The sequence below is a fragment of the Shouchella lonarensis genome (assembly GCF_900096965.1).
Lineage (GTDB): Bacteria > Bacillota > Bacilli > Bacillales > Bacillaceae_D > Shouchella > Shouchella lonarensis.
On sequence record NZ_FMYM01000001.1, the window covers coordinates 115,224 to 137,916 of the forward strand.

Consider the following 22,693-nt stretch of genomic DNA (forward strand, 5'->3'; position numbering starts at 1 on the left):
GCTCTGCATTAATGTGTTATAGTGCTCAAATATTCTAAAGAAAAGTATGGGGAGCGATATTTACATGAATAAACCAATAAAACAACATTATGTTCCACAAGTTTACTTAAAATTCTTCTCTCACAAATATGAATGGGAGAAATATTATGCAGAACAAGTTGAACCATTGATTAGAAGAATTTTTCCCAAGCTTATACAAAAGTGCACCAATGTATTCGTGAGAGATCAAGATGTGGTAATAGATGAAGAAATACGTTCTGCATTATCGGTAATTATTATTACGCAGCTTTCAAGAACACCAAAAGCTCGTTCATATAATTATGAAATCAGTTCTAAGATGTTTCCAGAAGTTATGAGGGATATATTGAATGATTTAGAGCCGTATATTAACGCAGATCAAAGGAATTATCTTCACAATTTCACATTAGACAAGGTTTTCAAGGAAATAGAAATGCAGACATTTACTGATCCATATCGAATTAGCAGGCTTGCTCAAATGATTTATGACCGATATTGGATTGTTTATCGAAACAATAATTATAAGAAAAATCCCTTTGCGACAAGCGATCATCCAGTAGTGCAATATAACATGGTTGCTACTTCTACATCGTTGAGAGACAATGGCATTGCAAATCCTCAAACGATTATACATTTCCCTTTAAACTCACAGCTGATGTTAGCTATTTATGATAGGAAACACTTCATGTTTAGACATTTGAAAGATATGGACAGTAAACTCACTTTTCTTAGTGATAAGGATGAAGGTTTCATTACGAAAGTGAATCAAACGCAATATGAACAATGCATTCAACATGTATATTTCAGACCGATGTAAAAAAGGAAAGTATATAACCCCCTTTGATTAGAAATGAAGGGTGAGAGAATTTGATGACTTTTTTTATTTGCGACCGATCTCACAATGCGGAGTTCAAATGAAGTCTGGAACGTCTCGTTGTTACACCTCATTTCTGTTTTGCACATGCAGCTTAGAGATAAATAATTAAGATTAAACGGCTTCGGTTCTTTATGAAGTCGTTTATTTGTGTGTCCAAGGCGGGGAGAAATGGACATACTCGCCCTGTTAAAACTTTACTTTCTATCTCGACTCCCAGATCCCTGGAATAACTTTTCTCCTACAAATGAGGAACATGCAGTAAGCTTTGAATGCCTCCTATTATATGCACCTTTTATGTTTTACACATTTTTTACACATGGGAGATGAAAAACCGCTATGTAGCGCGGGTTTTACCTAGTATATCAACCCCGACCACCGGTATAACCAAATGGGCAGAAACCCAGTAAAGTCAGGACTTTGTGCGATCAAGCGACTGATTTTTTTGTGGCTTAGTGGGGTGAAAGTGGGGGGCAAATCTGTCCAAAAAATAACTTGGGCTACTCCGCGCAGCCCAAGTTACCCCTTTCAACGACCTATTCCCCTGATAAAATTGATGCACTACAAGACGGAGCAGCTGGTCCATCTACACCTGTGTAGACGAAGGCATCACTGATCCATTGACCGTTTGTTAGTCGGTTCCAAATGTTTGTTGTACCCCATCTTCCAGTGAAGGAGGAACCCGTAGCGGTACAATCAATGCTAATAATGGCACCATCATTTCTCGATCCAACAATAGGATAGTTACTCCCAGGTCCAGAACGAAGGTTGATGCTGCTCCATCCGTATGAATCAACAATGCCTTGGTTTGTAGTGAGTCGTCCGTAATTATAAAGTGAATGTCCTCTATATCTGACAGCACTGCCATGCATCGCATAACCACCGTATGCGGAACCTTCAAAAAAGATCCAACCACCAATTTCTTTATTTTGTAATGCGGCACGGTTCCCATCTTTCAAAATGCCAAAATGCACATGACGACCGCTTGCATACCCGCCACAAGACACGTCTGTCCCCGTGTAGCCTAAAAAAGTACCTTCTGACACAAAATTTCCTGAAGGAACAATGTTGTTCCATAAATGATAGTAATCGGTTGCGTAGCCGTTATCGTGATAGATCCGAATCCATCCTCTATTGTTGTTGCACATTGTGTACGCATATCCCTCTCTTGCTGCAAGCACACGTTGGTCTCCGCCGTGTAAATCAAGAGAGCTGTACGGCCTATCATACCCCGACCATCCGTGAGGGCCACCAGACATAATCCAAGATTGACCAACAGCATAAGGCAAGCGTAGACCTGTTCGTGTGTTGATTGACTGAGTCGTTGCATTGGAAGAAAAGACCTTCTTCTCATCACGACTGATTACCTCGTCGGGGGCTTTTTGTGTTAGTTCACTGAAAGTGTGATCTCCTTCTAAAGCAACTTGCCAGCCTTCATCTGTGTCCCTTGCAATAAAAAGCCACCCTTCAGGAAAGGTGTGTTCTACTTTAGGCGCCTCAATGACTGCAGCACCGAAAGCCCATATTTCATCCTTTGTCACACGCTTAAGATGAATTTGCTTTCTCTCCAGAATAGGAGCGGATTTCTCTTTGTCACCCCCAGTCCGCGCGATTAAGCTTTGTACAATCGCTTGTTCAAGCTCTGGATTTGGAGCGGGCATTTGCTCGTCATCTTGCAAAAAAAAGTGAGAAATACAAGTAAAAAGGATGACGACGAATAGCGAGATGAGTCCAATAAAGATGAGTTGCATACGACGATTCTTCATGTTTTCTCCTCCTGTGTAATTTTCAGAATATTATATTTAGATAGGCACGTAAATGTGCGGGCGATTGCATTTTTAGGCGAAACATGTATGATGGCGTCTCGTGAGAAAACGTAACACTGCACGTTGACAGTTATCAATGGTCGTAGTATAGTGTACTTTGTTGGAATTTTTCCTGTTTTAACTATACGTTGCTTAAACACATCGCTTGCTATCACGATTTATGGTGAAGGGTATGGAAGTGAATATGGGAAAGAGTGCATTTAAATGAGATTTATGGAAGCGCTGTCATGTAGGTAGCTAAAAACCGACAAAATCATACATTTACAAACTCTTTATATTTGCGTATTGCTCGTTTAATTAACCTTAACAATTGCGTGATAGTGTGGAAGCAGCGAGAACAAGAGGTCATTGGGGGGGTTCGATGAAAAAGGTAGCATTATGTCATATTAAAAAATCATATGACCAAAAAACAACGGTACTCAATGATATTTCCGTAACGATTGAGCCGGGGGAGTTTTTCGTATTAGTTGGTCCGTCAGGGTGTGGAAAAAGTACGATGTTACGTATGATTGCTGGTTTGGAGCCGATTACATCTGGGGAACTTCGGTTAGACGGGGAACTAGCAAATGATTGGAGTCCAAGTGCACGTGATCTATCGATGGTGTTTCAAAATTATGCACTGTTGCCTCATTTAACCGTTGAAAAGAACATTACATTCGGGTTGCATACAAAAAAACGCTCAAAAAGAGAACAAGAAAAACAGTGCCTTGAAGTATGTGAAATGTTAGGTTTGAGTGCGTACCGTCATAAGAAGCCGCGCGAGCTTTCTGGTGGACAGCGTCAACGTGTGGCATTGGCTCGGGCAATTGTGACGCAAGCACCGTTATGTTTAATGGATGAACCTTTATCGAATTTAGATGCGAAACTACGCGCAAAAATGCGTTCAGAAATCCGACAGTTACAGAGAAAACTTGGGTTAACGATGATCTATGTGACGCATGACCAAACGGAAGCAATGACAATGGCTGATCGAATGATGATTTTGCATAATGGTGACGTGCAGCAAATTGGACGGCCACTTGATGTGTACAATGAGCCAGCAAATCGCTTTGTCGCCTCGTTTATTGGTGCACCGCCAATGAATTTGATTACGGTCGATTGTACAGGAGCACAACTTACAATTGCGGGGCATACCGTTATGAATCTTGATACTACGACACGTGCGAAGATCGGTGAGGAAATGGTGACGTTAGGTATACGGCCGGAGCATATTCGCATTGCAGGGGAATCAGAAGAGGGTCTTTTGTGTGATGTCGCGAATGTAGAAATTCTTGGAACAGAAACATTGGTCACATTAAATGTGACAGAAGATACACAGTGGATTGCTCGTTTCATTGGACAATGGTCGATAGATATGGACAAGCCGATGAAGGTTGCGATGGATACGAACAAGGTGTGTTTGTTTTCAAATGAGACCGGAGAACGCTTGTCTATGCCACACCAGGAAGTCGCAGCAACAGAGGTGCGCTCATGACAGAGCTAGCAACAAAGCCGCTTCCGCCGCGAAAAAAGCGGCTGCGTGCAAAAGGACTTGCTTCTTTTGGGTACGGAATGTTGTATGTGTTGCCATCGCTACTATTGTTTGGATTGTTTTTATTTTATCCGATGATCCGAACGATTTATTTAAGTTTTTTCCGTAGTGATACACAAGGGAATCCCATTGAATTTGTTGGTTGGGAAAACTTTAGTCATTTGTTGCAATCGTCCATCTTTCATGAGAGTGCAAAGGCGACATTTTTATTTGTGTTGTATACGGTGCCGCCTGGTGTGTTGCTTGCGCTCACACTTGCTTTGCTTGCAAATCAAAAGTTAAAAGGAATTAATATGTTTCGAACAATGTTTGCGTCAACGATGGGCGTGAGTGTGGCGGCTGCATCGGTCATTTGGTTGTTTATGTTTAATCCGGCCATCGGTGTGTTTAACAAGATGCTATCCACAGTTGGCTTGTCAGGTGTACAGTGGTTACTCGATCCCGATTATGCGCTTTTGTCGGTCGCTTTGACGACGATATGGATGAATACAGGGTTTGCATTTTTGATCTTGCTTGGCGGTTTGCAAAATATTGATCGCTCGTTGTATGAGAGTGCACGAATTGCTGGGGTAAGTGATTTTTATCAGCTGCGGAAAATTACGCTGCCGCTTTTGTCACCGACGTTGTTTTTTATAACAACGGTGACGCTCATTAACGCATTTCAAACGTTTGGGCAAATTGACATTTTAACAAGTGGCGGTCCGATGGATTCGACGAATGTTATTGTGTATTCCATTTATAAAGATGCGTTTAGAAACTTTAATGTGGGCTCAGCAAGTGCACAAGCGGTACTACTCTTCTTAGCCGTGTTTATTGTGACGATGCTCCAGTTTAAACTTTTGGAGAAGAAGGTGCATTATCAATGAATACGAGTATAGGAAAAAAAGTGCTTGGATATAGTGCTCTTCTACTAGGCGCAGTGATCATCATGTTTCCAATTGTGTACGCGCTATTGATCAGTTTTATGGAAGCTGGGGAAGTGATGCGTGGCAATCTATGGCCAGAATCATTTTCTTTTGCCAATTACATCGCCGCATTTGAGCGGGTTGATTTATTTGGGTATTTGTTAAATAGTTTTCTTGTGTCTTTCATCATTATGATAGGGCAATTAACATTGTCTAGTTTAGCCGCGTATGCGTTTGTGTTCCTGAAGTTTAAGGGACGTGACTTCCTGTTTTACTTATTTATTTCAACAATGTTAATTCCGTGGGAAGCGACGATGGTTGCGAACTTTCAAACCGTTCAGTTCTTTGGTTGGATTGACAATTATGCAGGTTTGACCGTTCCGTTTTTTGCGTTAGCTTTTGGCACGTTTTTATTGCGTCAACAATTTAAAACGATTCCAACAGAGCTACATGAGGCGGCGCAAGTGGCTGGGATTAGTCGATTCTCTTTTTTCATAAAGGTGGTGTTGCCGATCTCAAAGACGAGCATGATCACGCTGGGTATTTACACGTTTTTAACGGCATGGAACATGTATTTATGGCCGTTGTTAGTGACAAATAGTGAACGTTTTCGTACGGTTCAAATTGGTTTGAAGCAAATGCAGTCGCAAGAAACGGGGACAGAATGGGGTGTCATTATGGCAGGCGCTATCATGATTATCTTGCCAACCTTGTTGTTATTGTTCTTTGGACAGAAACGATTACAAGAAGGCTTAACACGTGGAGCGATTAAATAAGGGGGAGAATGTAGCGATGAAAAAAGCAGCACTGAGTATTTTATTAGCGGCGACAGTGCTTGGCGCTTGTGCATCAGAGTCGAGCAAAGAAGTGAAGACAGAACAGAAAAAAGGTGGGGAAAGTGCACCAGATGGAAAAGTGGAAGTTGATTTTTGGCACTCAATGAACGGTGAACTTGAAAAAGCACTTGTGAAGTTGACGGAGCAATTTAATGAAAGTCAAGACGATGTTCATGTGAAGTTAATGTACCAAGGGGAATATGAGGATGCGTTAACAAAGCTGAACACAGCGGCAGGGACGGCAGAAGCCCCTGCATTAATGCAGACGTATGAAATTGGCACAAAGTACATGATTGATTCTGGTCACTTCCAACCAATTCAAGATTTGATTGACAAAGAAGAATATGATACGTCAAATTGGGAAGAAGCCATTACCAAGTATTACAGCTTAGATGGGGTTCAATATTCGATGCCGTTTAACTCATCGACGCCTGTGTTGATTTATAATAAAGATGCGTTTAAAGAGGCGGGGCTTGATCCAGAGAAAGCGCCTGAGACGTATAGCGAGCTAAAAGAAGCTGCTGCCGCTTTAGCGGATAAAGAGTATGGTGGTTTTTCGATAGTAAATTACGGTTGGTTTATTGAGCAAATGATTGCTGTGCAAGGTGGGCTCTTTATCAATGAAGACAATGGACGCGCAGGTGCAGCAACAGAAGCTGTTTTTAATGGGGACGAAGGTTTACGTGTGTTTCAATTGATGTCGGAAATGATTCAAGATGAAACCATGGTGAATGTCGGTGATGATTGGGATAGTATGCGTGCAGTTTTCCAAGCGGGGAAAACGGCAATGATTCTAGACTCTTCTGCCGGCGTACGTGGATTAACAGACCAGGCAACGTTTGATGTTGGTGTCGCATATTTACCAGTGCCAGATGATGTTGAACGCCAAGGTGTCATCATTGGTGGGGCATCACTTTGGATGTCAGAAGGGTTAGAAGAGGATGTCCAAACAGGTGCATGGGAGTTTATGAAATATGTCTCCTCTCCTGAAGCACAAGCGCAGTGGCATGTGGATACAGGTTATTTTGCAATTGATCCTCGTGCATACGACGAAGAAATTGTAAAAGAAGAGTGGGAAAAATATCCTGGTCTCAAAGTGACGGTTGATCAATTGAGTGAAACGAAACCATCTCCAGCGACACAGGGAGCGATTATGCCTGTTTTCCCAGAAACACGTGAGCACGTAGTTCGGGCGATGCAGAGCTTGTATCAAGGAACTGATCCACAAGAAGCCTTGGATCAAGCAGCTGAAGCGACGAACCAAGCATTACAACGCGGACAATAATTGGATATGGATGAAAAAGAGCGCGTTACGCGCTCTTTTTGGTGATTGCAAGTATAACCATTAGGGGGTGATGAGTGTCGAGAAATTATATTTTAATGGCGAGACGCTTAGAAACTGCATGATGAATTTGTCATACAGCACATTCATTTTTCTCTATAATATGGTACGATAACAGAAACAAGTGTAGGATGTTTTTAAATTAGGAAGGGTAGGATCAATGAAATGGAAGAAAACGTATGTGTGGTGACACGGAAGAAAGGCTCTCCGTTGTTGCGGATTGCGCGCCTTTTGTTTGTGCTTATCGGGATAACAGGAATTTTTGGCGGTATTTCTCTTGCAGCGCTTCAAAATAATGTATTCATGGCGGTTTTAGTACTAGGTGTGTCGATTGTTTGTATCGGTTTAGCGTTTGTTCGTCTTGCGCAAGTCACGTGTCCCAAATGTCAGTCTACAGCAACAGTACATACATTCACAGCTGACTTTGAATGCCGTGCATGCTTGACACCGACTGTGATTAAATGGGAAAAAGAATAACAAGAGCCGGCGATGAGCGAAAGTTGCTCATCGCCGGCTTTTTTTTGTCTGATTACTCAGAGACGATGGTAATCTGCTTTAACATGTCCTGGAATTGTCCAAGCACACCCATTACTCGAACCGTATCTCCGTTTTCATATGGGAAATAGGCAAACGTTGTACCTGAGCGGCTACCTAGGTGCACCCCGTTTTAGACGGCTGGAACACCAGCAATATTTAGTGCTTTGCTGGAGCTGGTGTTTCTGGTGCGTCAAGGAAAGCATAGTCACTCGAATTGCGCATGCCTGGAGTTGAAAAATACGTCTCTAGTGAACCAGTAATCCGCACATATTTTCCAAAGTGTTCAGGATGGCTAGCAAGGTTTAACCCCGTCCGTACAGGTGTACCATTCACGAGTTGTACTGGTAACATTTTTGCCCGATCCGTCTCAGCTGGATCGTCAGCGAGTAGTAAGTTTGAAGGTGCATGTGTGCCTTCGCCAATGACAGGTTGGCTATTCACAATGGAACCCACAATATAGCCTTTCACTGGCTTTACACCTGACTGTTGTTGAATCGCCTCAGCAACTGTCAATGTACCGCTTGGATCAGAAGGAGAACCATCTTCTCCTTCAATGGTGATGCGGCTGCCTTCTGTTGTATTCATTGGACCTTCAGATTCGGTGACAAAATCCACGACTGCCTGCCAAACAGGTCCAAGGTTATCGTTTACAAGTGTGCCAACTTGGTAGAAAGAAGCACCATGCATGTAGTCGTTGTAAGCAACAGTGTAAGTTGTGTCCATGTCTAGCGGTGTGCCATCTGCAAGAAAAATCTTAACATCGCTAAACTTGTTATCACCTGGCACAAGTGTGTACGTGAGACCCGATACTTGCAAGTCAACACCGTTGTGGTGGCGAGACTGTGACAAGATCATTTCTTTTAGTTCGGATCCCGTCGCTTCTACAACAACAACCTTATTACCAAAGCGATCAAGTGCTTCAATTTGTTGGTCAGTGATCGGTCCTGGCGGAATTTCTCCAGTGATTGAAGAACCATTTAGAAGTGCAATATCACTATTGACTTTGGCGCGCATTGCATCTGTATATAAGTTGCCGATGCCGACGTCGTGCTTATTTTTGTTAGCCGAATACAGTCCGGTTTCAGTGGACCCAATGATTTCACCTGGCAATGGACCTGATGGATCAACACTAATCTTAATCCGTCCTTCGCTCGTATAATCAAGGGCTTTTCCTTCGGCTGTTAACTTTAATCCATATTCTTTCATGGCTGTTGTCATTAGACCGACATTTCTTTCTAAAACGGTTCCTACAAAATTGTAGCCAGAGCCGCCAGTACCGATATAATCTGCCACTGCGACGTTGTATGTTTGCTCAAGGTCAACAGGTTCACCATTGAGCGTCATGTTGACATCAAGGAAGTTTCCAGTCATGCCAGTGACGATTTCATAATGTAACCCTGACGTTTGTAAGTCAATTTGGTTGCGACCATTGCGCGTATAAGAAAATTCAAGCACGTCTTTTAACGCTTGCCCCGTCATTTCGATGGACATGATTTGATTAGCAAATGGCTCAACTTTGTAAATGTCACGCATCGTTACAGGACCGCTTGCGATGCCATCACGAAGTCCCCCATTATTTGTTAACGCGATGTCTGCGCCTGCCAAATCTTTCATGGCGTCTGTCCAGAAGTTTCCGAGTGGGGCGTCACGATGTGTGCGTCCATCGCGTGGTAATCCTGTATGGGAGTGGCCAACGACTTCACCAAGGATGTCTTCCATCTCATCAGTGTAATGGTCAATGACAGCTTGTACTTCTGTATCAACTTCTATAAATGATGAAACAGGTACCAATTGTCCATCGACCGCGGTCACTTTATCTGTGTCCGCATTGTAGGTGAGAGAAAGCTTACCAAGTTGTTGTAAGCTAGAACCAGCTTGCGTGATGGGTGTGCCGTTAATGACAACAGGCTTTTGCAATGGTGTATGTGAATGCCCACCGATAATTACGTCAAAATAATCGACTTCTTCAGCAAGTTTACGATCATTAGGATGACCAATATGAGTTAAAGCAACAATGACATCAGCATTGGCTTCAAGCTCTTCTTGATAAGCGAGTGCCGTAGCGACATAGTCTTCTTCTAATGTCATTCCCTCAACATTATCAGGAGCTGTTGATGGTGGGGCTTCTGTTAGACCGAGGACGCCAACGGAGAGACCGTTTACATCTAAGATCACATAAGGATCGGGATTAGGAACGCCTGTATCTCCTGTATCAATATTGGCGCCGAGCCATGGGAATGAAGAGGCTTCCATATTTTCTTGCAAATAGGTTGGACCATAGTCAAACTCATGATTACCAATTGCAACAGCGTCAAGCCCAACAAGATTGAAGATATCAATCATCGGCTTTCCATGATTTAAATCAACAACTGGATCGCCGCTCACGAAGTCCCCTGCATCTAAGTATAAAAAGTGATCTGAGGCAGCACGTTCAGACTTGATGTAAGCGGATACTTTTCCGAAATCAGTTAACGCGGAATGAATGTCATTCGTATGGATAATATCGAGGGTAACGTCTCCTTCTAGAGATGGTGGTTGTTCTGGTGTTGGATCAACGGGTGGTGTTGGCTTAGGTACAGTAATAATAATCCAGCCAAGAAACACCACAAAAATTTTCTTAAGAATCATAGCTAACATCGTTGTTATGTTCCCCCTTTAGGTGATTGGTTTGTAGGTCTATGCCAGGACCCTTGTATAGAATAGCAGAAAAATAGATCTGTGTGTGAGGTATTATGTGAAATCATGTAAAGATTTCATGAAATTTAGAACGGAAACAGACGGTTTTCTGAAATCTATGTAAAAGATCTGTAAACAAATATACATAGAAAGAGAAAAGACCGGCTTAAGCCCGTCTAACAAAGTAAATGATTCTATGCCTTGAGAAGTGTTTTAGGTGTGTTTTTTCACGCTGCGAAAGGCTTCAATTGCTAAAAAGATGCACATTGAAAATAAAATAAACGCAATGATCGCTAGAAAGTAATTGCTATGGATCAAAACATTCATATAAATCATTACAAGTAGTGCCGAGGTTGTCACAAGAAACATAAAGATCATTGGGATGACCACAAATGTTGATTTCACTTTCATCTGAACAAGCCATAGTGTAATAGCAAGTAATGCTAGTGCACCAAGCATTTGGTTGGCTGCACCGAACAGCGGCCACACGGTTTGCCATGTACCTGTTAGTGCAAGCAATGTGGCACCACTGAGACCAATGACTGTCGCCGTATGTTTTCCTGTGAGGAAACGAATGTGCTGTCCTTCTCCAAGTTCGGAAATGGTATAGCGCATTAAGCGTGTCGCTGAGTCAAGTGTTGTCATGAGAAAGGCTGAGGCAGTAAGCGCCGCAAATGTTGTTCCAGCTGCAATCGGTAAACCCCAAGCCCCCATAAATGCACCCATACCAGCAGAGAAGACACTAATAGGATCGCCAAGTTCGGCTAAACGTGCAGAAAACTCGTCCATCGTCAAATAAGCGACTGAGCCAATCGCGATAATCGCAATGAACGCTTCTAATAACATGGATCCATAAGTGATGAGGCGACCACTTTTCTCATTTTGTAATTGTTTTGATGTTGTTCCAGAAGAGACAAGAGAATGAAAGCCTGATATTGCGCCGCAAGCAATGGTGATAAATAAAATTGGGAATAAGAACCCTAATGTTTCATTATAAAACCCTGTAAAGGCGGGCATTTGAATTGTCGGTCTTGCAACGAGTATGCCGATAAAAGCGCCACCAATAAGAGCATACAGAAGGAAAGAGTTTAAATAGTCTCGAGGTTGTAATAAAAACCAAACAGGTAATACTGAAGCAGCATACGCGTAGGCAATTAGCAAAAACGACCATGTTGTTGCACTCAATTCGAGAGGGAAACGCAAGCCGATCCAAATAGAACAAGCCATCATTGTGACACCGATCATTGTTGCAATCACTAAATTTAGGCGTAGTTGGTTAATAAGAATCCCAAAAATGATCGCCGCGGTAATGAATAACAATGATGCAGTTGCTGCACCCGGGAACGAGACAAATGTGTTGGCGACTAAAATAATGAAGACACCAACGATCAAAATAAGCGTGGCAATGGCAAATGATAAAAACAACAACTGTCCGCGCGCGCCCATATATTGATGAATCAATCCGCCAATAGACCTCGCTTTATGACGAACAGAAGCTTGTAAAGACGCATAGTCATGCACACCGCCGATAAATATACTACCAATGATAATCCATACGACAGCAGGTACCCACCCGAACACAATCGCAGCAATTGGTCCGGTGATCGGTCCTCCACCGGCAATGGTTGTAAAATGGTGCCCGAATAGTACAGGTGTTTTTGTGGCAACAAATTCTTTCCCATCCCCCATCGTATGTGCGGGAGTCGGTCTCTCGGGATCAATCCGCAATCGACGCTCCAAAAATCTTCCATACGAAAAGTAAGCGATAAGTAAAATGATTGCAGCAAGTAACATGAGTGTGACAAAATTCAATGGTCATCATCCTTTCTCATTGTAGATGTAGGTAGTAAGTGGGAGAACAAAGTCTTTCCCTTTGCGATGAACGTAAAGTTTTTGTTCCGTCATAGAGAAGATGGCGATATATCGTTCACACCAACCATGGAAGCCCCACTTTAACCAAGTGAACTTCCGTAACTTTTGAACTTGTTTTTTTATAGCATGAGGAATGTCGCAATCGGTGATCATTAGCCCGATATAAATAGATGACATATGCGCATCAGAGGATAAATGTGTCGTGTTTATATGTTGATCGAGTGCCGCTTTCAGATGTATAATGGTATCTTCACAGAGGCGATTTTCTGTGCAAATAAAGAGGTGTTGCGCACTTTCTGCATGCCAGATAGGGAGGTTTTTCGTGGCAAGATAGCGCATATCACGCCGGTGATGGTGAGCAGATAGCGGGATTGTCAAAGAACCAAGTGAGAGATTTGTTTTAATATTGTAGGAATGAGCAAGTGCATGGTGCAATTTTTGTAATGAAATCATGGTGAGAGCCTCCTCTATGATAACGCTTACATGATTATTTAGTATAAATGAAGATGGAGAGGGGCGCAATCTTATATTGTGTGAGTGAGTGCATTTTTCTAGTTTAGGGGGGTATAAATATGGATAAAAATGTCCCGCACAATTTGTTCTTGCAGGGGACGCGTACTGCGATCCCAATTATAATTGGTTACATTCCAATCGCGATGACATTTGGTATGCTTGGTGTACAAGCGGGCATTTCATTTTGGCACGTTGTCATGATGTCTGTGCTTGTTTTTGCTGGTGCTAGCCAATTTGTAGGTTTAAATTTAATTGCGGCAGGGACTGGGAGTATTACAATTATTTTAACGACATTTATTTTAAATTTGAGACACTTTATAATGAGTATGTCTTTTATGCACAAACAAACAGCTTTATCTACTGGAGTAAAAGCGCTGTTGTCATTTGGGCTGACGGATGAGACGTTTGCAGTAGCGTCGATGGAAAATAGGCAATCAGGTGCTTTTTTTATTGGTTTATTTTTTTCTTCCTATGCAGCTTGGGTTGGTGGAACAATGATAGGTGGATTGTTAGCTCATTACATCCCACCATCTGTTAGTGAAGTAATGGCAATTACCTTATATGCACTATTTATTGGTTTGCTTATTCCAGCGATCCGTCAGCATAAAAAAGTGTTGATCATTGTTATTCCAACTGCTGCGATATGCTATATGTTCCATTTGATTCTCCCAATCGGCTGGGCAATTGTTTTGGCGACAGTGTTAGGAAGCTCATTAGGAATCTTTATCGATATAGAAAAAGAGGGATAGCATGTATATATTTTTGATTATTGTTGCAATGGCAATCGTTACGTATCTACCTAGATTTTTACCTGTGATTGCTTTAGGGTATATCACGCTTCCTACTTGGGCGGAAAAATGGTTACTGTGTGTACCCTATGCAGCATTAGCGGCACTCATTTTCCCGGGGATCTTGAGTGTGCATGAGAACCCGCTTGTTGGGATTGTGGCAGGTGGTGTGGCGGTCATTTGTGCATATTTCCGTGCGCCTGTCCTGATTGTCCTTACGAGTGCGGTTGTGATGGCTTTTATGTTATCGTGAAGTGCCTTTATAATTAATTAACCTATCATTGCGCAAATTGATAGGTTAATTAGCTTGCATATTTATAAACAATAGTGTACTATTAATCTATAACACAGAAACGCAGGAGGGAAAAAAGTAATGAAGCATCCGCTCATAGTTGAAAGATTAAACAAAACAATGGGGAATACGCATATCATTAAAGATATGTCATTTGCACTAGAACGCGGACAAATTTATGGTTTTTTAGGTCCAAATGGCTCAGGGAAGACGACAACGATTAGAATGATTGTATCTTTAATTGCGGCAGATTCAGGAGAAGTAAAGATTGAAGGGAAGTCAATCCGTACGGAGCGTGAAGAGGCACTTCCTCATATTGGTGCAATTGTGGAAGATCCAGATCTATATTTATATTTAACAGGAAAACAAAATTTAATCCACTATGCGAATATGAGTGTAAAACCAATTTCTAGGGAAAGGATCAATGACGTTGCAAAACTTGTAGAGCTTGACGATGCAATCAATAAAAAAGTGAAAACGTATTCTCTTGGGATGAAACAACGGCTTGGCATAGCTGTGTCACTATTACACGAACCATCTGTGCTCATACTAGATGAACCAACGAATGGTTTGGATCCAAAAGGCATGCGAGATTTGCGGGATTATTTACGACGTTTGGCAAGAGAGAATGGGGTGACACTTTTTATCTCAAGTCATCAATTAAGTGAGGTAGAAATGTTATGTGACCGCGCAATCATTATAAAAGACGGTCACGTCGTGGATGAAGTAGACATGTCTCGTTCCCGGTCGGAGGAGGAATTGTATACAATACGATTGGAAGTAGCGCCTCATGCGGTTGCAAAAAAGGTTCTTGAAGCATTTGGTCATGTGAAATCGCGTGATGGAGAGTTAGTGATAGAGAAGCAACGCCACACAAACATCCCATCAATGATTCAAGCACTAATAGAGGCTGGGGTAGATGTGTTTGCAACGAATTACCAACAGCGCTTAGAAGACGCGTATTTCGATTTAACAGAAGAGAAAAAGGAGCGAGTCTCATGATGGGTCTTTGGAAAAATGAATGGATAAAGGCTTGGTATGGACGGAAAATTAGTATATTTCTAATGGTGATGGCGGGGTTGATTGTACTTGGAATCGGTCTTTCGCTTTTGGTTGATACAAGTGAAGATAAAATGACAGCAATGGAATTTTCTTTTCAAAGTACCTCTTTGTTTACGACTTTAGGCATTTTATATGGTGTGATTTTGATGACAGGAGCGATTGCAAGCGAGTTTTCAACAGGGACAGTGAAGCAACTATGCATTCGCCCAATGTCACGATTTCAAGTTTTAATAGCGAAATGGACGGGGAATATGGTTTTTAGTTTGGCAATCATTGTTTTTGTCTATATGATAACGATTATTGCAGGTGTCATCTTCTTTCCGCTGGAAGGAGAATCGATGGGTCATGTCTTTTATGATATGGGAAAACAATTGCTTTATTATGTGCCAACTTTATTTTTTTACATTGGACTCGCGACAATGATGGCGATTTTAACGAAGAATACAGCCGTGACACTAGTAGTGACATTGTTACCATTCTTTTTTAGCACCATCGTGTCAATTTTAGCCGCAACGGTTGATTGGTCAAAGTGGCTTTTCTTTACACATATTCATGTTTGGAATAACTATCATCCAGATGGGATGCAGTTAGCTCCTTTTGACAGCATGTGGGCCTCTATTACGTTTCTTACGCTCCATGCATTGCTGTTTTTATTCATCGCTCATGTTGTCTTTAAACGGAGAGATGTGGTTTAATAAGAGACAGAGCGAATGTACATGTCTAGATCATGATTTTTTAGGACGTACCAGGCTTTTAATCATGTCGGGTACGTTATTTGTTTCTACATAGTAAAGGGGGAAGTTGTTTGTCATGAGTGTCCAATTTGATCCGACGAAAGCGATCTATGCGCAAATTGCAGATTACTATTATCAACAAATTTGTAGTTGCGCGCTTGCCCCAGGGGAGAAACTACCTTCTGTGCGTGAGACTGCACAAAAGTTGCAAGTGAATCCGAATACGGTATCGCGTTCTTATTTGGAAATGGATCGCGATGGGGTGACGTTTTCAAAACGAGGACAAGGCACGTTTGTGACAACCGATTTAACTGTCATTGCGAATTTGAAAAAAACACTTGCAAAAAAACAAATGGAGGATTGTGTGGCCTATTTACGCAAGCTTGGTTACAACAATGAAGACATGGTTCATGCGCTAAAACAGTTGTTGCAGGAGGAAAAGGGCACATGAATACGATGATCTTGAATGGTGTGAAAAAAAGATATGGAAAGAAAGCAGTGTTGGCTGATATATCGGTTGTATTAAAGAAGCATCGGTTTGTCGTTTTACTTGGTGAGAATGGGATTGGGAAGACGACACTTCTAAAATTGTGCGCAGGGTTGATTCCGTATGATTCAGGAGAGGTGTTGTTAAATGGAGCGCGTACGCGACAAGCGCGCGCGCAAACAAGTGTATATGTCTCTGATGAAGTAAATATGGATCCTTTTTTAACATTGAAAAAAGCGATCGAAGTCCATAAGCGGATGGAGCCAAGCTTTGATCAAGATCAAGCAATCGAATGGTGCAATCAGCTTGCATTGCCACTTGCAGAGAAAGTAACCACGCTTTCCACTGGGCAAAGACATTTATTTTCACTTGTGTTAGCCGCAGCAAGTTCACGCCCGATCATATTTATTGATGAGTTACTTGCTAATCTTGACTCGGCAAAGAAGGAAGCGATGATTGCGCTGCTTACAGATGTTGTCACAGATCAATCTCGCCTTGTTGTGATGGCATCACATGCATATGAAGAAGTGGAGTTACTAGCTGATGGTGCTGTTTTTCTTCATGAAGATGGGATAGAAATTATTGAGGATATTGAAACATGGCGTCAACAACATGGTGCGTCGCTAAAGGCATTATTTTCGAAAGTGGGGCGGTCGTAATGGCTTTTTGGCAGTTGTTAAAACGAGACTTGCGTCTGCTCGTGCCGGTGTCGGTGGTGTTTTTTGCGTTGGTGTTGACTTTTTATGTATTTATCATATGGTTTCGATTAGGGATAATGCCTTTTTCAGAGGAAGAGCACGTTGTTGTGGTGATTGGTCTGTATTGGTGGTTTATGTTTATCTACATGATTGCTGTTTGTGTGGAAGTTGTTTGGAGGGAGTGGCGTCAACGGACGCAGGCGTATTGGTATGCGTTCCCTCAAGCTCTTCATGTGAAGATCATTAGTAAAGTGCTGGCAGTGGGCATCGTGTCTTCGATTGTCTGGTCCGTATTAGACACAGTATTTAGGGTGTTGTTAAAGTATGTAACTGTTCCTGAAGTATATGCAGAAGTGTTTCCGATGTGGTTCTATGCTGACATATGGAGTATGTTGTGGACGGGGACAATTTTTTATGCTCATTTCATATTAGTAACGATGTTAATCGTTTTTATTTTCTTGGGAATAAAAGGGTGGTTGCGGTTTATATTTGCACCAGTGACTTTTATCATTGGATCGATCGGGTATTTAATGATGTTGTCGTATGTCAGCCCAAAAAATGAGCAAGAATTTCCGGCCGAAATTGCGGTGAATGGCTCGTTAATGGTTCTTGATATCATTTACCTTATTTTTTCCTACATCGCCCTCTATTACTTCCTAGCAAGAAGAATTTCTTTATAATGGATTTGTCTTTCCTGTACGATCGCGCTATGATAGGAAAAAAGATGATGAGAGTGGATGTGATGTGATGGAAAGGCGTGTGCTATATGAACTCATTGATATATTAGAGGACTTGGTCAATACCCCGAGTCCATCCGGTTTTACTGAAGGCGCGATTCGCTATGCAGAGCAACATTTGCAACGTGCAGGCATTTTAACAACACGCACGCATAAAGGCGCATTACTGGCAACATTACGCGGGAAAGATGAGACGAAACAGCGTTTGTTAACGGCTCATGTCGATACGCTTGGCGCCATGGTGAAGGAAATAAAGAAAAAAGGACGATTGAAAATTGCGCTCGTCGGTGGTTTTAGTCACCACGCAATTGAAGGAGAGTATTGCCTCATTCATAAAGCCGACGGGACGACGATTTCTGGAACAATTGTGATGCATCAATCGTCTGTTCATGTGTACAAAGATGCGCGTACTGCGGAAAGAAATGAAGAAAATATTGAGGTACGTCTAGATGCACGAACAAGCTCACGAGCAGAGACGCAAAGTTTAGGAATTGAAGTCGGTGATTTTATTAGTTTTGCCCCACGGTTTGAACGGACGAACAGCGGCTTTATTAAATCGCGTCATCTCGATGATAAGGCGAGTGTTGCGATTGTTTTACAACTTTTAAAAGAGGTCGCTATGACTGGTGTTTCATTGCCTTATACCACACATGTACTGATTTCTAATAACGAAGAGATTGGTTATGGTGGAAATGCAAGCATCCCTCCTAAAGTGGTCGAATATGTTGCTGTGGACATGGGTGCGATTGGTGATGGGCAAACAACAGACGAATATAGTGTTTCCATTTGCGCAAAAGACAGCAGTGGACCATATCATTACGGGTTACGGAAGCATCTCGTCCATCTTTGCCAGCAACAAGGAATTGATTATAAAGTCGACATTTATCCATACTATGGCTCAGATGCGTCAGCAGCAATGAAGGCGGGGCACGATCTTGTGCACGCGTTAATTGGTCCTGGAATTGAAGGGTCACATTCTATGGAACGCACACATGAGCAATCTTTATGTGAAACATATCGGTTACTCGATGCGTATATACAGTCAGAGATGGTACATGAAAAAAAGGACTCTTGAAAAAGAGTCCTTTCAAATCATTGTGATGCATGCGTATCTTTTACAAAAGCGCGTAGCATCCATGTATGTTTTTCTATCGTTCCTTTTAAAGAGATGAACAAGTCTTCTGTACCAGGATCGTCAAGGGAATCACAAATGGTAATGCCATCTTGTAACTCGCTAGCAATTTGGTCGTAGTCAGAAATGAGATCACGCACCATGTCGTGTGCGCACATCGTTTTGTCTCCTTCTTTCAGTGTCGTCAGCTGCATGTATTCTTTTATCGTGGCAACTGGGAAACCTTGAATGGTTAATAATCGTTCTGCTAGTTCGTCAATGGTCGCGGCAGCTTCGTTGTACAGTTCTTCAAATTTCTCATGCAGGGTAAAGAAGTGTGGACCTTTTACATACCAATGGTAGTTGTGTAGCTTCACATAGAGGGTGTGCCAGTTTGCGATTTGTGTGTTTAAAGCGAGTTGAATCTTTTCTTGTGCCATGGTTGTTTTCCTCCTTTATTCTTTACTATACCCTGATGTTAACAACTTAACCGTACCATAGATTTTGTGCGTGAATGTAGATTGATTGTGGCAAAAAGGAGTTTTTTATGCGTTATGACGAGTTGAAACAAGACTTAATTGAATATAGCAACAAAATTGGAATCGATAAGATTGGTTTTACGACGGGAGACCCTTTTTTATTGTTAAAAGAGCGCTTAATTGCGCAGCAAGAGAAGGGGTATGCTTCAGGTTTTGAACATGCTGATATTGACGAACGGGTGTTTCCTGAATTGAGTATGGACAATGTGCAATCAATTATCTCTATTGCCGTTGCTTATCCGACAAAGCTTCGGGATGCACCGAAAAATGTTCCGGGAGCACGAAGGGGCATGTTTTCTCGTTCTTCATGGGGGAACGATTACCATGTTGCGTTAAAGGCGCGTGCTCAGAAGCTCGTATCCTTCCTACATGAGCGTGTGCCGGAAGCAGCGTCATTAACGATGGTTGATACAGGGGCGCTCGCTGACCGAGCGGTGGCGGAGCGAGCTGGAGTGGGATGGAGCGCAAAAAATACATTCATTATTACGGAGGAGTTTGGAAGCTTTGTATTTTTAGGCAATGTGTTAACATCGATTCCCTTCGAACCGGATGAACCATTGGAAGATTTATGTGGAGAATGTACAAAATGTTTGGATGCATGTCCGACAGGCGCACTTGTTGAGCCAGGTGTGTTAAATACGCAAGCTTGTTTATCATATCAGACACAAACAAAAGACTTTATGCCAGATGAATACCGAGAAAAAACCGGTCATTTTTTATACGGGTGGGACACCTGTCAAGTTGTATGCCCATATAATAAAGGGATCAATTACGATCACCATGTTGATATGTTGCCCGACCCAGAAACAGTCAAGCCTTTGCTATTGCCTATCTTAACGATGTCAAATAAGGAATTTAAGGAGAAGTTTGGTTATTTAGCAGGTGCGTGGCGCGGAAAAAAACCGATTCAACGGAATGCCATTTTAGCGTTGGCGCATTTTCGAGAAAAAAGTGCTTTACCGACATTAAAAACGTTGCTTCACGAAGACACACGACCTGTCATTCGAGGCACAGCTGCTTGGGCGATCGGAAAAATTGGTCAATTAGTAACAGAGGAAAACGCATTGCTCGAGGCGAAAAAGAGAGAAAAAGATATTGAGGTGATTGCCGAGATTGATAAAGGACTGAACATGCTACGAGCTAAATAAATTTCATTGCAATTGTGCAGATGAAATAGAAAAAGGAGGCGATTGACATGATCACGCCTGAACATTTTTTTGTGAATGAAATGGCAAGCCCTTTAGGGACACTAACAATTATTGCAACCGAACGTGGCGTTTGTCAAATTCATTTTGCTGCGCTCCATGAACTGAATGGTCAATCAAAACTGCTAAAAACAGGTGTGAGAGAGGAGTGGGAGCGGTGTGAATCACGCACATCAGCTGTATGTGAACAATTACAAGCTTACTTCAACGGAACAAGGAAGTCATTTGATGTAGATATTGATTTAGTTGGCACACCTTTCCAAAAAAAAGTTTGGCGAGCACTCATGGATATTAACTATGGGGAAACAAGATCTTATAAAGAAATTGCTAAGCAAATAGGAGCGCCTAAAGCTGTTCGAGCGATTGGGGGTGCGAACAACCGTAACCCTTTACCAATTATCGTGCCTTGTCATCGTGTGATAGGCAGTAATGGTGCGATGGTTGGCTACGGTGGTGGATTAAACAAAAAAGAGCTGCTACTTCATCTCGAGGGAGCACTTACCATTTCATAAGAGCATTTAACAGTGTGATACACGTGCACGGTTGAGTGCTTTTTTTTATGGTTATGCATACTCATATATATGAGGAGGTGATGAGAATGGAGAAACAAGTGGTTCAACAAATTCATGCACGTGCACAAATGTTTATGAAGGCGTGGATGTACGGCGATGAACGAATGTTGATTGGGAAAGAGGAAAGGCTAATACCAACGGAAAAAGAAGTACTCTCTCGTCGACAAGCATCTGTCGTTCATGCAAAAGTGTCTGGTGAGATCACGTCAGTTTGTACGTACGAGGCGTGTGTACAAGTCGATTATGTGCTTTTATTGGAGCGTTTTATCATACAACAAAAGGGAAATTACATAGAAGAGCGTCTATGTCAGAGGAGAGCGTTGTTTGTAGATGGTGAATGGCAATCAGATGATTTAATGAACGTAGAGAGAACGAGTAAGTATTGCCAAGCAGAAAAAACACCGCAAATCGTGATAGATGCTTTTAAAACGGTAGATAAATCATACGATCGGCGGGAAGCGGTGCGATATGCGGAACGATGGTGGCAGGGAGATACATCATCAAGCTGTGCACATTTTGTTTCACAATGTTTATACGCAGGTGGTGCGCCTATGACGGATACAACTGAACGACATGGGTGGTGGTCCACAGGTGTTTCATATGGTGAAACTTGGTCTAACCCTCATTTATTACGTTGGTATTTGAGTGGTGCAACAAAAGGGCTCTGTGGCGAAATGCGCACCCAAGCAAAAGATCTACTGCCGGGTGATGTAATATGTTATGATTTTAACGGAGATGGTGTATGGGATCATGTTGCGCTTGTTGTCGCAAAAGATGTTTACGGGGAACCACTTGTCAATGCGCATCACATGAATAGTCGCATGCGCTACTGGACCTATGAAGACGCAGCTGTGTATACAAATGACACAAAATATGTGTTTTTTCATATTGTGGTCAACTAATCGTTGTTTCAACGCTAGGAACGATCACGAATGAATGATATAATGAAGTGATGTTCAATGAATAATGGGGTGTATGCATGGGTTTACATATTGTGTTATATCAGCCAGAAATCCCAGCCAATACCGGAAATATTGCGCGTACGTGTGCTGGAACAGGGGCGATGCTTCATTTAATTCGTCCACTGGGTTTTTCTACAGATGATAAAATGTTAAAGCGCGCTGGTTGTGATTATTGGCCGCAAGTAAAAATTCATTATTATGATGCGATGAAAGAATTGTGGGAGACATTTCCGGAAGGGCAATTTTATTACATTGAGACAAGCGGTACAAAAAACTATACGGAATTTTCATATGTGGATACGACTAGAGATATATTTTTTGTGTTTGGGAAAGAAACGACAGGGTTACCAGCTGAACTCGTGAGTGACGATGCCGAGCATTGTTTACGTATCCCACAAACAGATGCGATTCGCTCATTAAATTTATCAAATACAGCAGCAATCGTCTTGTATGAAGCGCTTCGTCAACAAGGATTTCCGCATTTGACGTAACCATTTGCGTTTGTTCCCTTCAAATGGTGATGTCCTCTTTTCAAGTAGGGTGATATTGGCTATAATAGAGGAAGAGGTATGTACT

23 protein-coding genes are annotated in these 22,693 nt (G+C 42.1%); 18 read left to right on the forward strand and 5 right to left on the reverse strand.

Annotated elements, in window-relative coordinates; translation table 11 throughout:
* The first annotated feature begins 64 nt into the window (after window positions 1-64).
* Window positions 65-835: a DUF4238 domain-containing protein gene (locus BLT29_RS00575; protein WP_176763718.1), complete on the forward strand. Its 771-nt coding sequence runs from the start codon at window positions 65-67 to the stop codon at window positions 833-835.
* A 593-nt stretch (window positions 836-1,428) separates the two neighbouring features.
* Here BLT29_RS00575 and BLT29_RS00580 read toward each other — a convergent pair.
* A complete protein-coding gene (locus BLT29_RS00580) occupies window positions 1,429-2,658 on the reverse strand; it encodes a peptidoglycan DD-metalloendopeptidase family protein (protein WP_245700955.1) in 1,230 nt (409 codons plus the stop codon).
* A gap of 421 nt (window positions 2,659-3,079) precedes the next feature.
* Between BLT29_RS00580 and BLT29_RS00585 the strand changes: the two genes are divergently transcribed.
* The 5 genes from BLT29_RS00585 (at window position 3,080) to BLT29_RS00605 (ending at window position 7,809) form a co-directional block, all read left to right on the forward strand.
* Entirely contained in the window at window positions 3,080-4,192 is a 1,113-nt protein-coding gene (locus BLT29_RS00585; RefSeq protein ID WP_090774367.1) for an ABC transporter ATP-binding protein, read from the forward strand.
* A 77-nt stretch (window positions 4,193-4,269) separates the two neighbouring features.
* Entirely contained in the window at window positions 4,270-5,115 is an 846-nt protein-coding gene (locus BLT29_RS00590; RefSeq protein ID WP_245700984.1) for a carbohydrate ABC transporter permease, read from the forward strand.
* Window positions 5,112-5,930, forward strand: a complete 819-nt coding sequence (locus BLT29_RS00595; RefSeq protein WP_090774369.1) for a carbohydrate ABC transporter permease — start codon at window positions 5,112-5,114, stop codon at window positions 5,928-5,930. Before BLT29_RS00590 ends, BLT29_RS00595 begins: the two co-directional genes overlap by 4 nt.
* A gap of 16 nt (window positions 5,931-5,946) precedes the next feature.
* Window positions 5,947-7,275 (forward strand): ABC transporter substrate-binding protein, encoded by a 1,329-nt coding sequence (locus BLT29_RS00600; RefSeq protein ID WP_090774370.1) that lies wholly within the window; start codon window positions 5,947-5,949, stop codon window positions 7,273-7,275.
* Between the two features lie 222 nt (window positions 7,276-7,497).
* On the forward strand, window positions 7,498-7,809 hold the full coding sequence (locus tag BLT29_RS00605; RefSeq protein ID WP_090774371.1) for a hypothetical protein: 312 nt from the start codon (window positions 7,498-7,500) through the stop codon (window positions 7,807-7,809).
* 216 nt (window positions 7,810-8,025) lie between these two features.
* On the opposite strand, the gene BLT29_RS00610 is transcribed toward BLT29_RS00605, so the two are convergent.
* From BLT29_RS00610 to BLT29_RS00620, 3 genes are all read right to left on the reverse strand, one after another.
* Complete coding sequence (locus BLT29_RS00610) at window positions 8,026-10,506, reverse strand: 5'-nucleotidase C-terminal domain-containing protein (protein ID WP_245700957.1); 2,481 nt, start codon at window positions 10,504-10,506, stop codon at window positions 8,026-8,028.
* A gap of 252 nt (window positions 10,507-10,758) precedes the next feature.
* On the reverse strand, window positions 10,759-12,357 hold the full coding sequence (locus tag BLT29_RS00615) for a carbon starvation CstA family protein (RefSeq protein ID WP_090774372.1): 1,599 nt from the start codon (window positions 12,355-12,357) through the stop codon (window positions 10,759-10,761).
* A gap of 6 nt (window positions 12,358-12,363) precedes the next feature.
* Window positions 12,364-12,870: a DUF8052 family protein gene (locus BLT29_RS00620; protein WP_090774373.1), complete on the reverse strand. Its 507-nt coding sequence runs from the start codon at window positions 12,868-12,870 to the stop codon at window positions 12,364-12,366.
* 119 nt (window positions 12,871-12,989) lie between these two features.
* Here BLT29_RS00620 and BLT29_RS00625 point away from each other — a divergent pair, with 119 nt between their 5' ends.
* From BLT29_RS00625 to BLT29_RS00660, 8 genes are all read left to right on the forward strand, one after another.
* A complete protein-coding gene (locus tag BLT29_RS00625; protein WP_090774374.1) occupies window positions 12,990-13,679 on the forward strand; it encodes an AzlC family ABC transporter permease in 690 nt (229 codons plus the stop codon).
* Window position 13,680: 1 nt separating this feature from the next.
* On the forward strand, window positions 13,681-13,971 hold the full coding sequence (locus BLT29_RS00630) for an AzlD domain-containing protein (protein ID WP_090774375.1): 291 nt from the start codon (window positions 13,681-13,683) through the stop codon (window positions 13,969-13,971).
* Between the two features lie 120 nt (window positions 13,972-14,091).
* The gene (locus BLT29_RS00635) at window positions 14,092-15,012 is read left to right on the forward strand and encodes an ABC transporter ATP-binding protein (protein WP_090774376.1); all 921 of its coding nucleotides are present in this window, start codon (window positions 14,092-14,094) and stop codon (window positions 15,010-15,012) included.
* Window positions 15,009-15,767 (forward strand): ABC transporter permease, encoded by a 759-nt coding sequence (locus BLT29_RS00640; RefSeq protein WP_090774377.1) that lies wholly within the window; start codon window positions 15,009-15,011, stop codon window positions 15,765-15,767. Before BLT29_RS00635 ends, BLT29_RS00640 begins: the two co-directional genes overlap by 4 nt.
* A gap of 115 nt (window positions 15,768-15,882) precedes the next feature.
* Complete coding sequence (locus tag BLT29_RS00645; protein ID WP_090774575.1) at window positions 15,883-16,257, forward strand: GntR family transcriptional regulator; 375 nt, start codon at window positions 15,883-15,885, stop codon at window positions 16,255-16,257.
* The gene (locus BLT29_RS00650; RefSeq protein ID WP_090774378.1) at window positions 16,254-16,952 is read left to right on the forward strand and encodes an ATP-binding cassette domain-containing protein; all 699 of its coding nucleotides are present in this window, start codon (window positions 16,254-16,256) and stop codon (window positions 16,950-16,952) included. Before BLT29_RS00645 ends, BLT29_RS00650 begins: the two co-directional genes overlap by 4 nt.
* Window positions 16,892-17,671 carry a hypothetical protein gene (locus tag BLT29_RS00655; RefSeq protein ID WP_141769821.1) on the forward strand — a complete coding sequence of 260 codons (780 nt, stop codon included), beginning with the start codon at window positions 16,892-16,894 and terminating at the stop codon, window positions 17,669-17,671. The genes BLT29_RS00650 and BLT29_RS00655 overlap by 61 nt, the downstream gene beginning before the upstream one ends.
* A gap of 67 nt (window positions 17,672-17,738) precedes the next feature.
* Complete coding sequence (locus BLT29_RS00660) at window positions 17,739-18,803, forward strand: M42 family metallopeptidase (protein WP_090774380.1); 1,065 nt, start codon at window positions 17,739-17,741, stop codon at window positions 18,801-18,803.
* 17 nt (window positions 18,804-18,820) lie between these two features.
* Here the strand turns inward: BLT29_RS00660 and BLT29_RS00665 are convergent, their stop codons facing one another.
* Window positions 18,821-19,279 (reverse strand): Dps family protein, encoded by a 459-nt coding sequence (locus tag BLT29_RS00665; protein ID WP_090774381.1) that lies wholly within the window; start codon window positions 19,277-19,279, stop codon window positions 18,821-18,823.
* A gap of 107 nt (window positions 19,280-19,386) precedes the next feature.
* On the opposite strand from BLT29_RS00665, the gene queG reads away from it, so the two are divergent.
* The 4 genes from queG to trmL all read left to right on the forward strand — a co-directional run bounded on the left by queG (window position 19,387) and on the right by trmL (window position 22,608).
* Window positions 19,387-20,526: a tRNA epoxyqueuosine(34) reductase QueG gene (gene queG / locus BLT29_RS00670; protein WP_090774382.1), complete on the forward strand. Its 1,140-nt coding sequence runs from the start codon at window positions 19,387-19,389 to the stop codon at window positions 20,524-20,526.
* Window positions 20,527-20,573: 47 nt separating this feature from the next.
* Entirely contained in the window at window positions 20,574-21,095 is a 522-nt protein-coding gene (locus BLT29_RS00675; protein WP_090774383.1) for a methylated-DNA--[protein]-cysteine S-methyltransferase, read from the forward strand.
* A gap of 86 nt (window positions 21,096-21,181) precedes the next feature.
* Complete coding sequence (locus BLT29_RS00680; protein ID WP_176763719.1) at window positions 21,182-22,057, forward strand: amidase domain-containing protein; 876 nt, start codon at window positions 21,182-21,184, stop codon at window positions 22,055-22,057.
* Between the two features lie 77 nt (window positions 22,058-22,134).
* Entirely contained in the window at window positions 22,135-22,608 is a 474-nt protein-coding gene (trmL, locus tag BLT29_RS00685; RefSeq protein ID WP_090774385.1) for a tRNA (uridine(34)/cytosine(34)/5-carboxymethylaminomethyluridine(34)-2'-O)-methyltransferase TrmL, read from the forward strand.
* Window positions 22,609-22,693 lie beyond the last annotated feature (85 nt).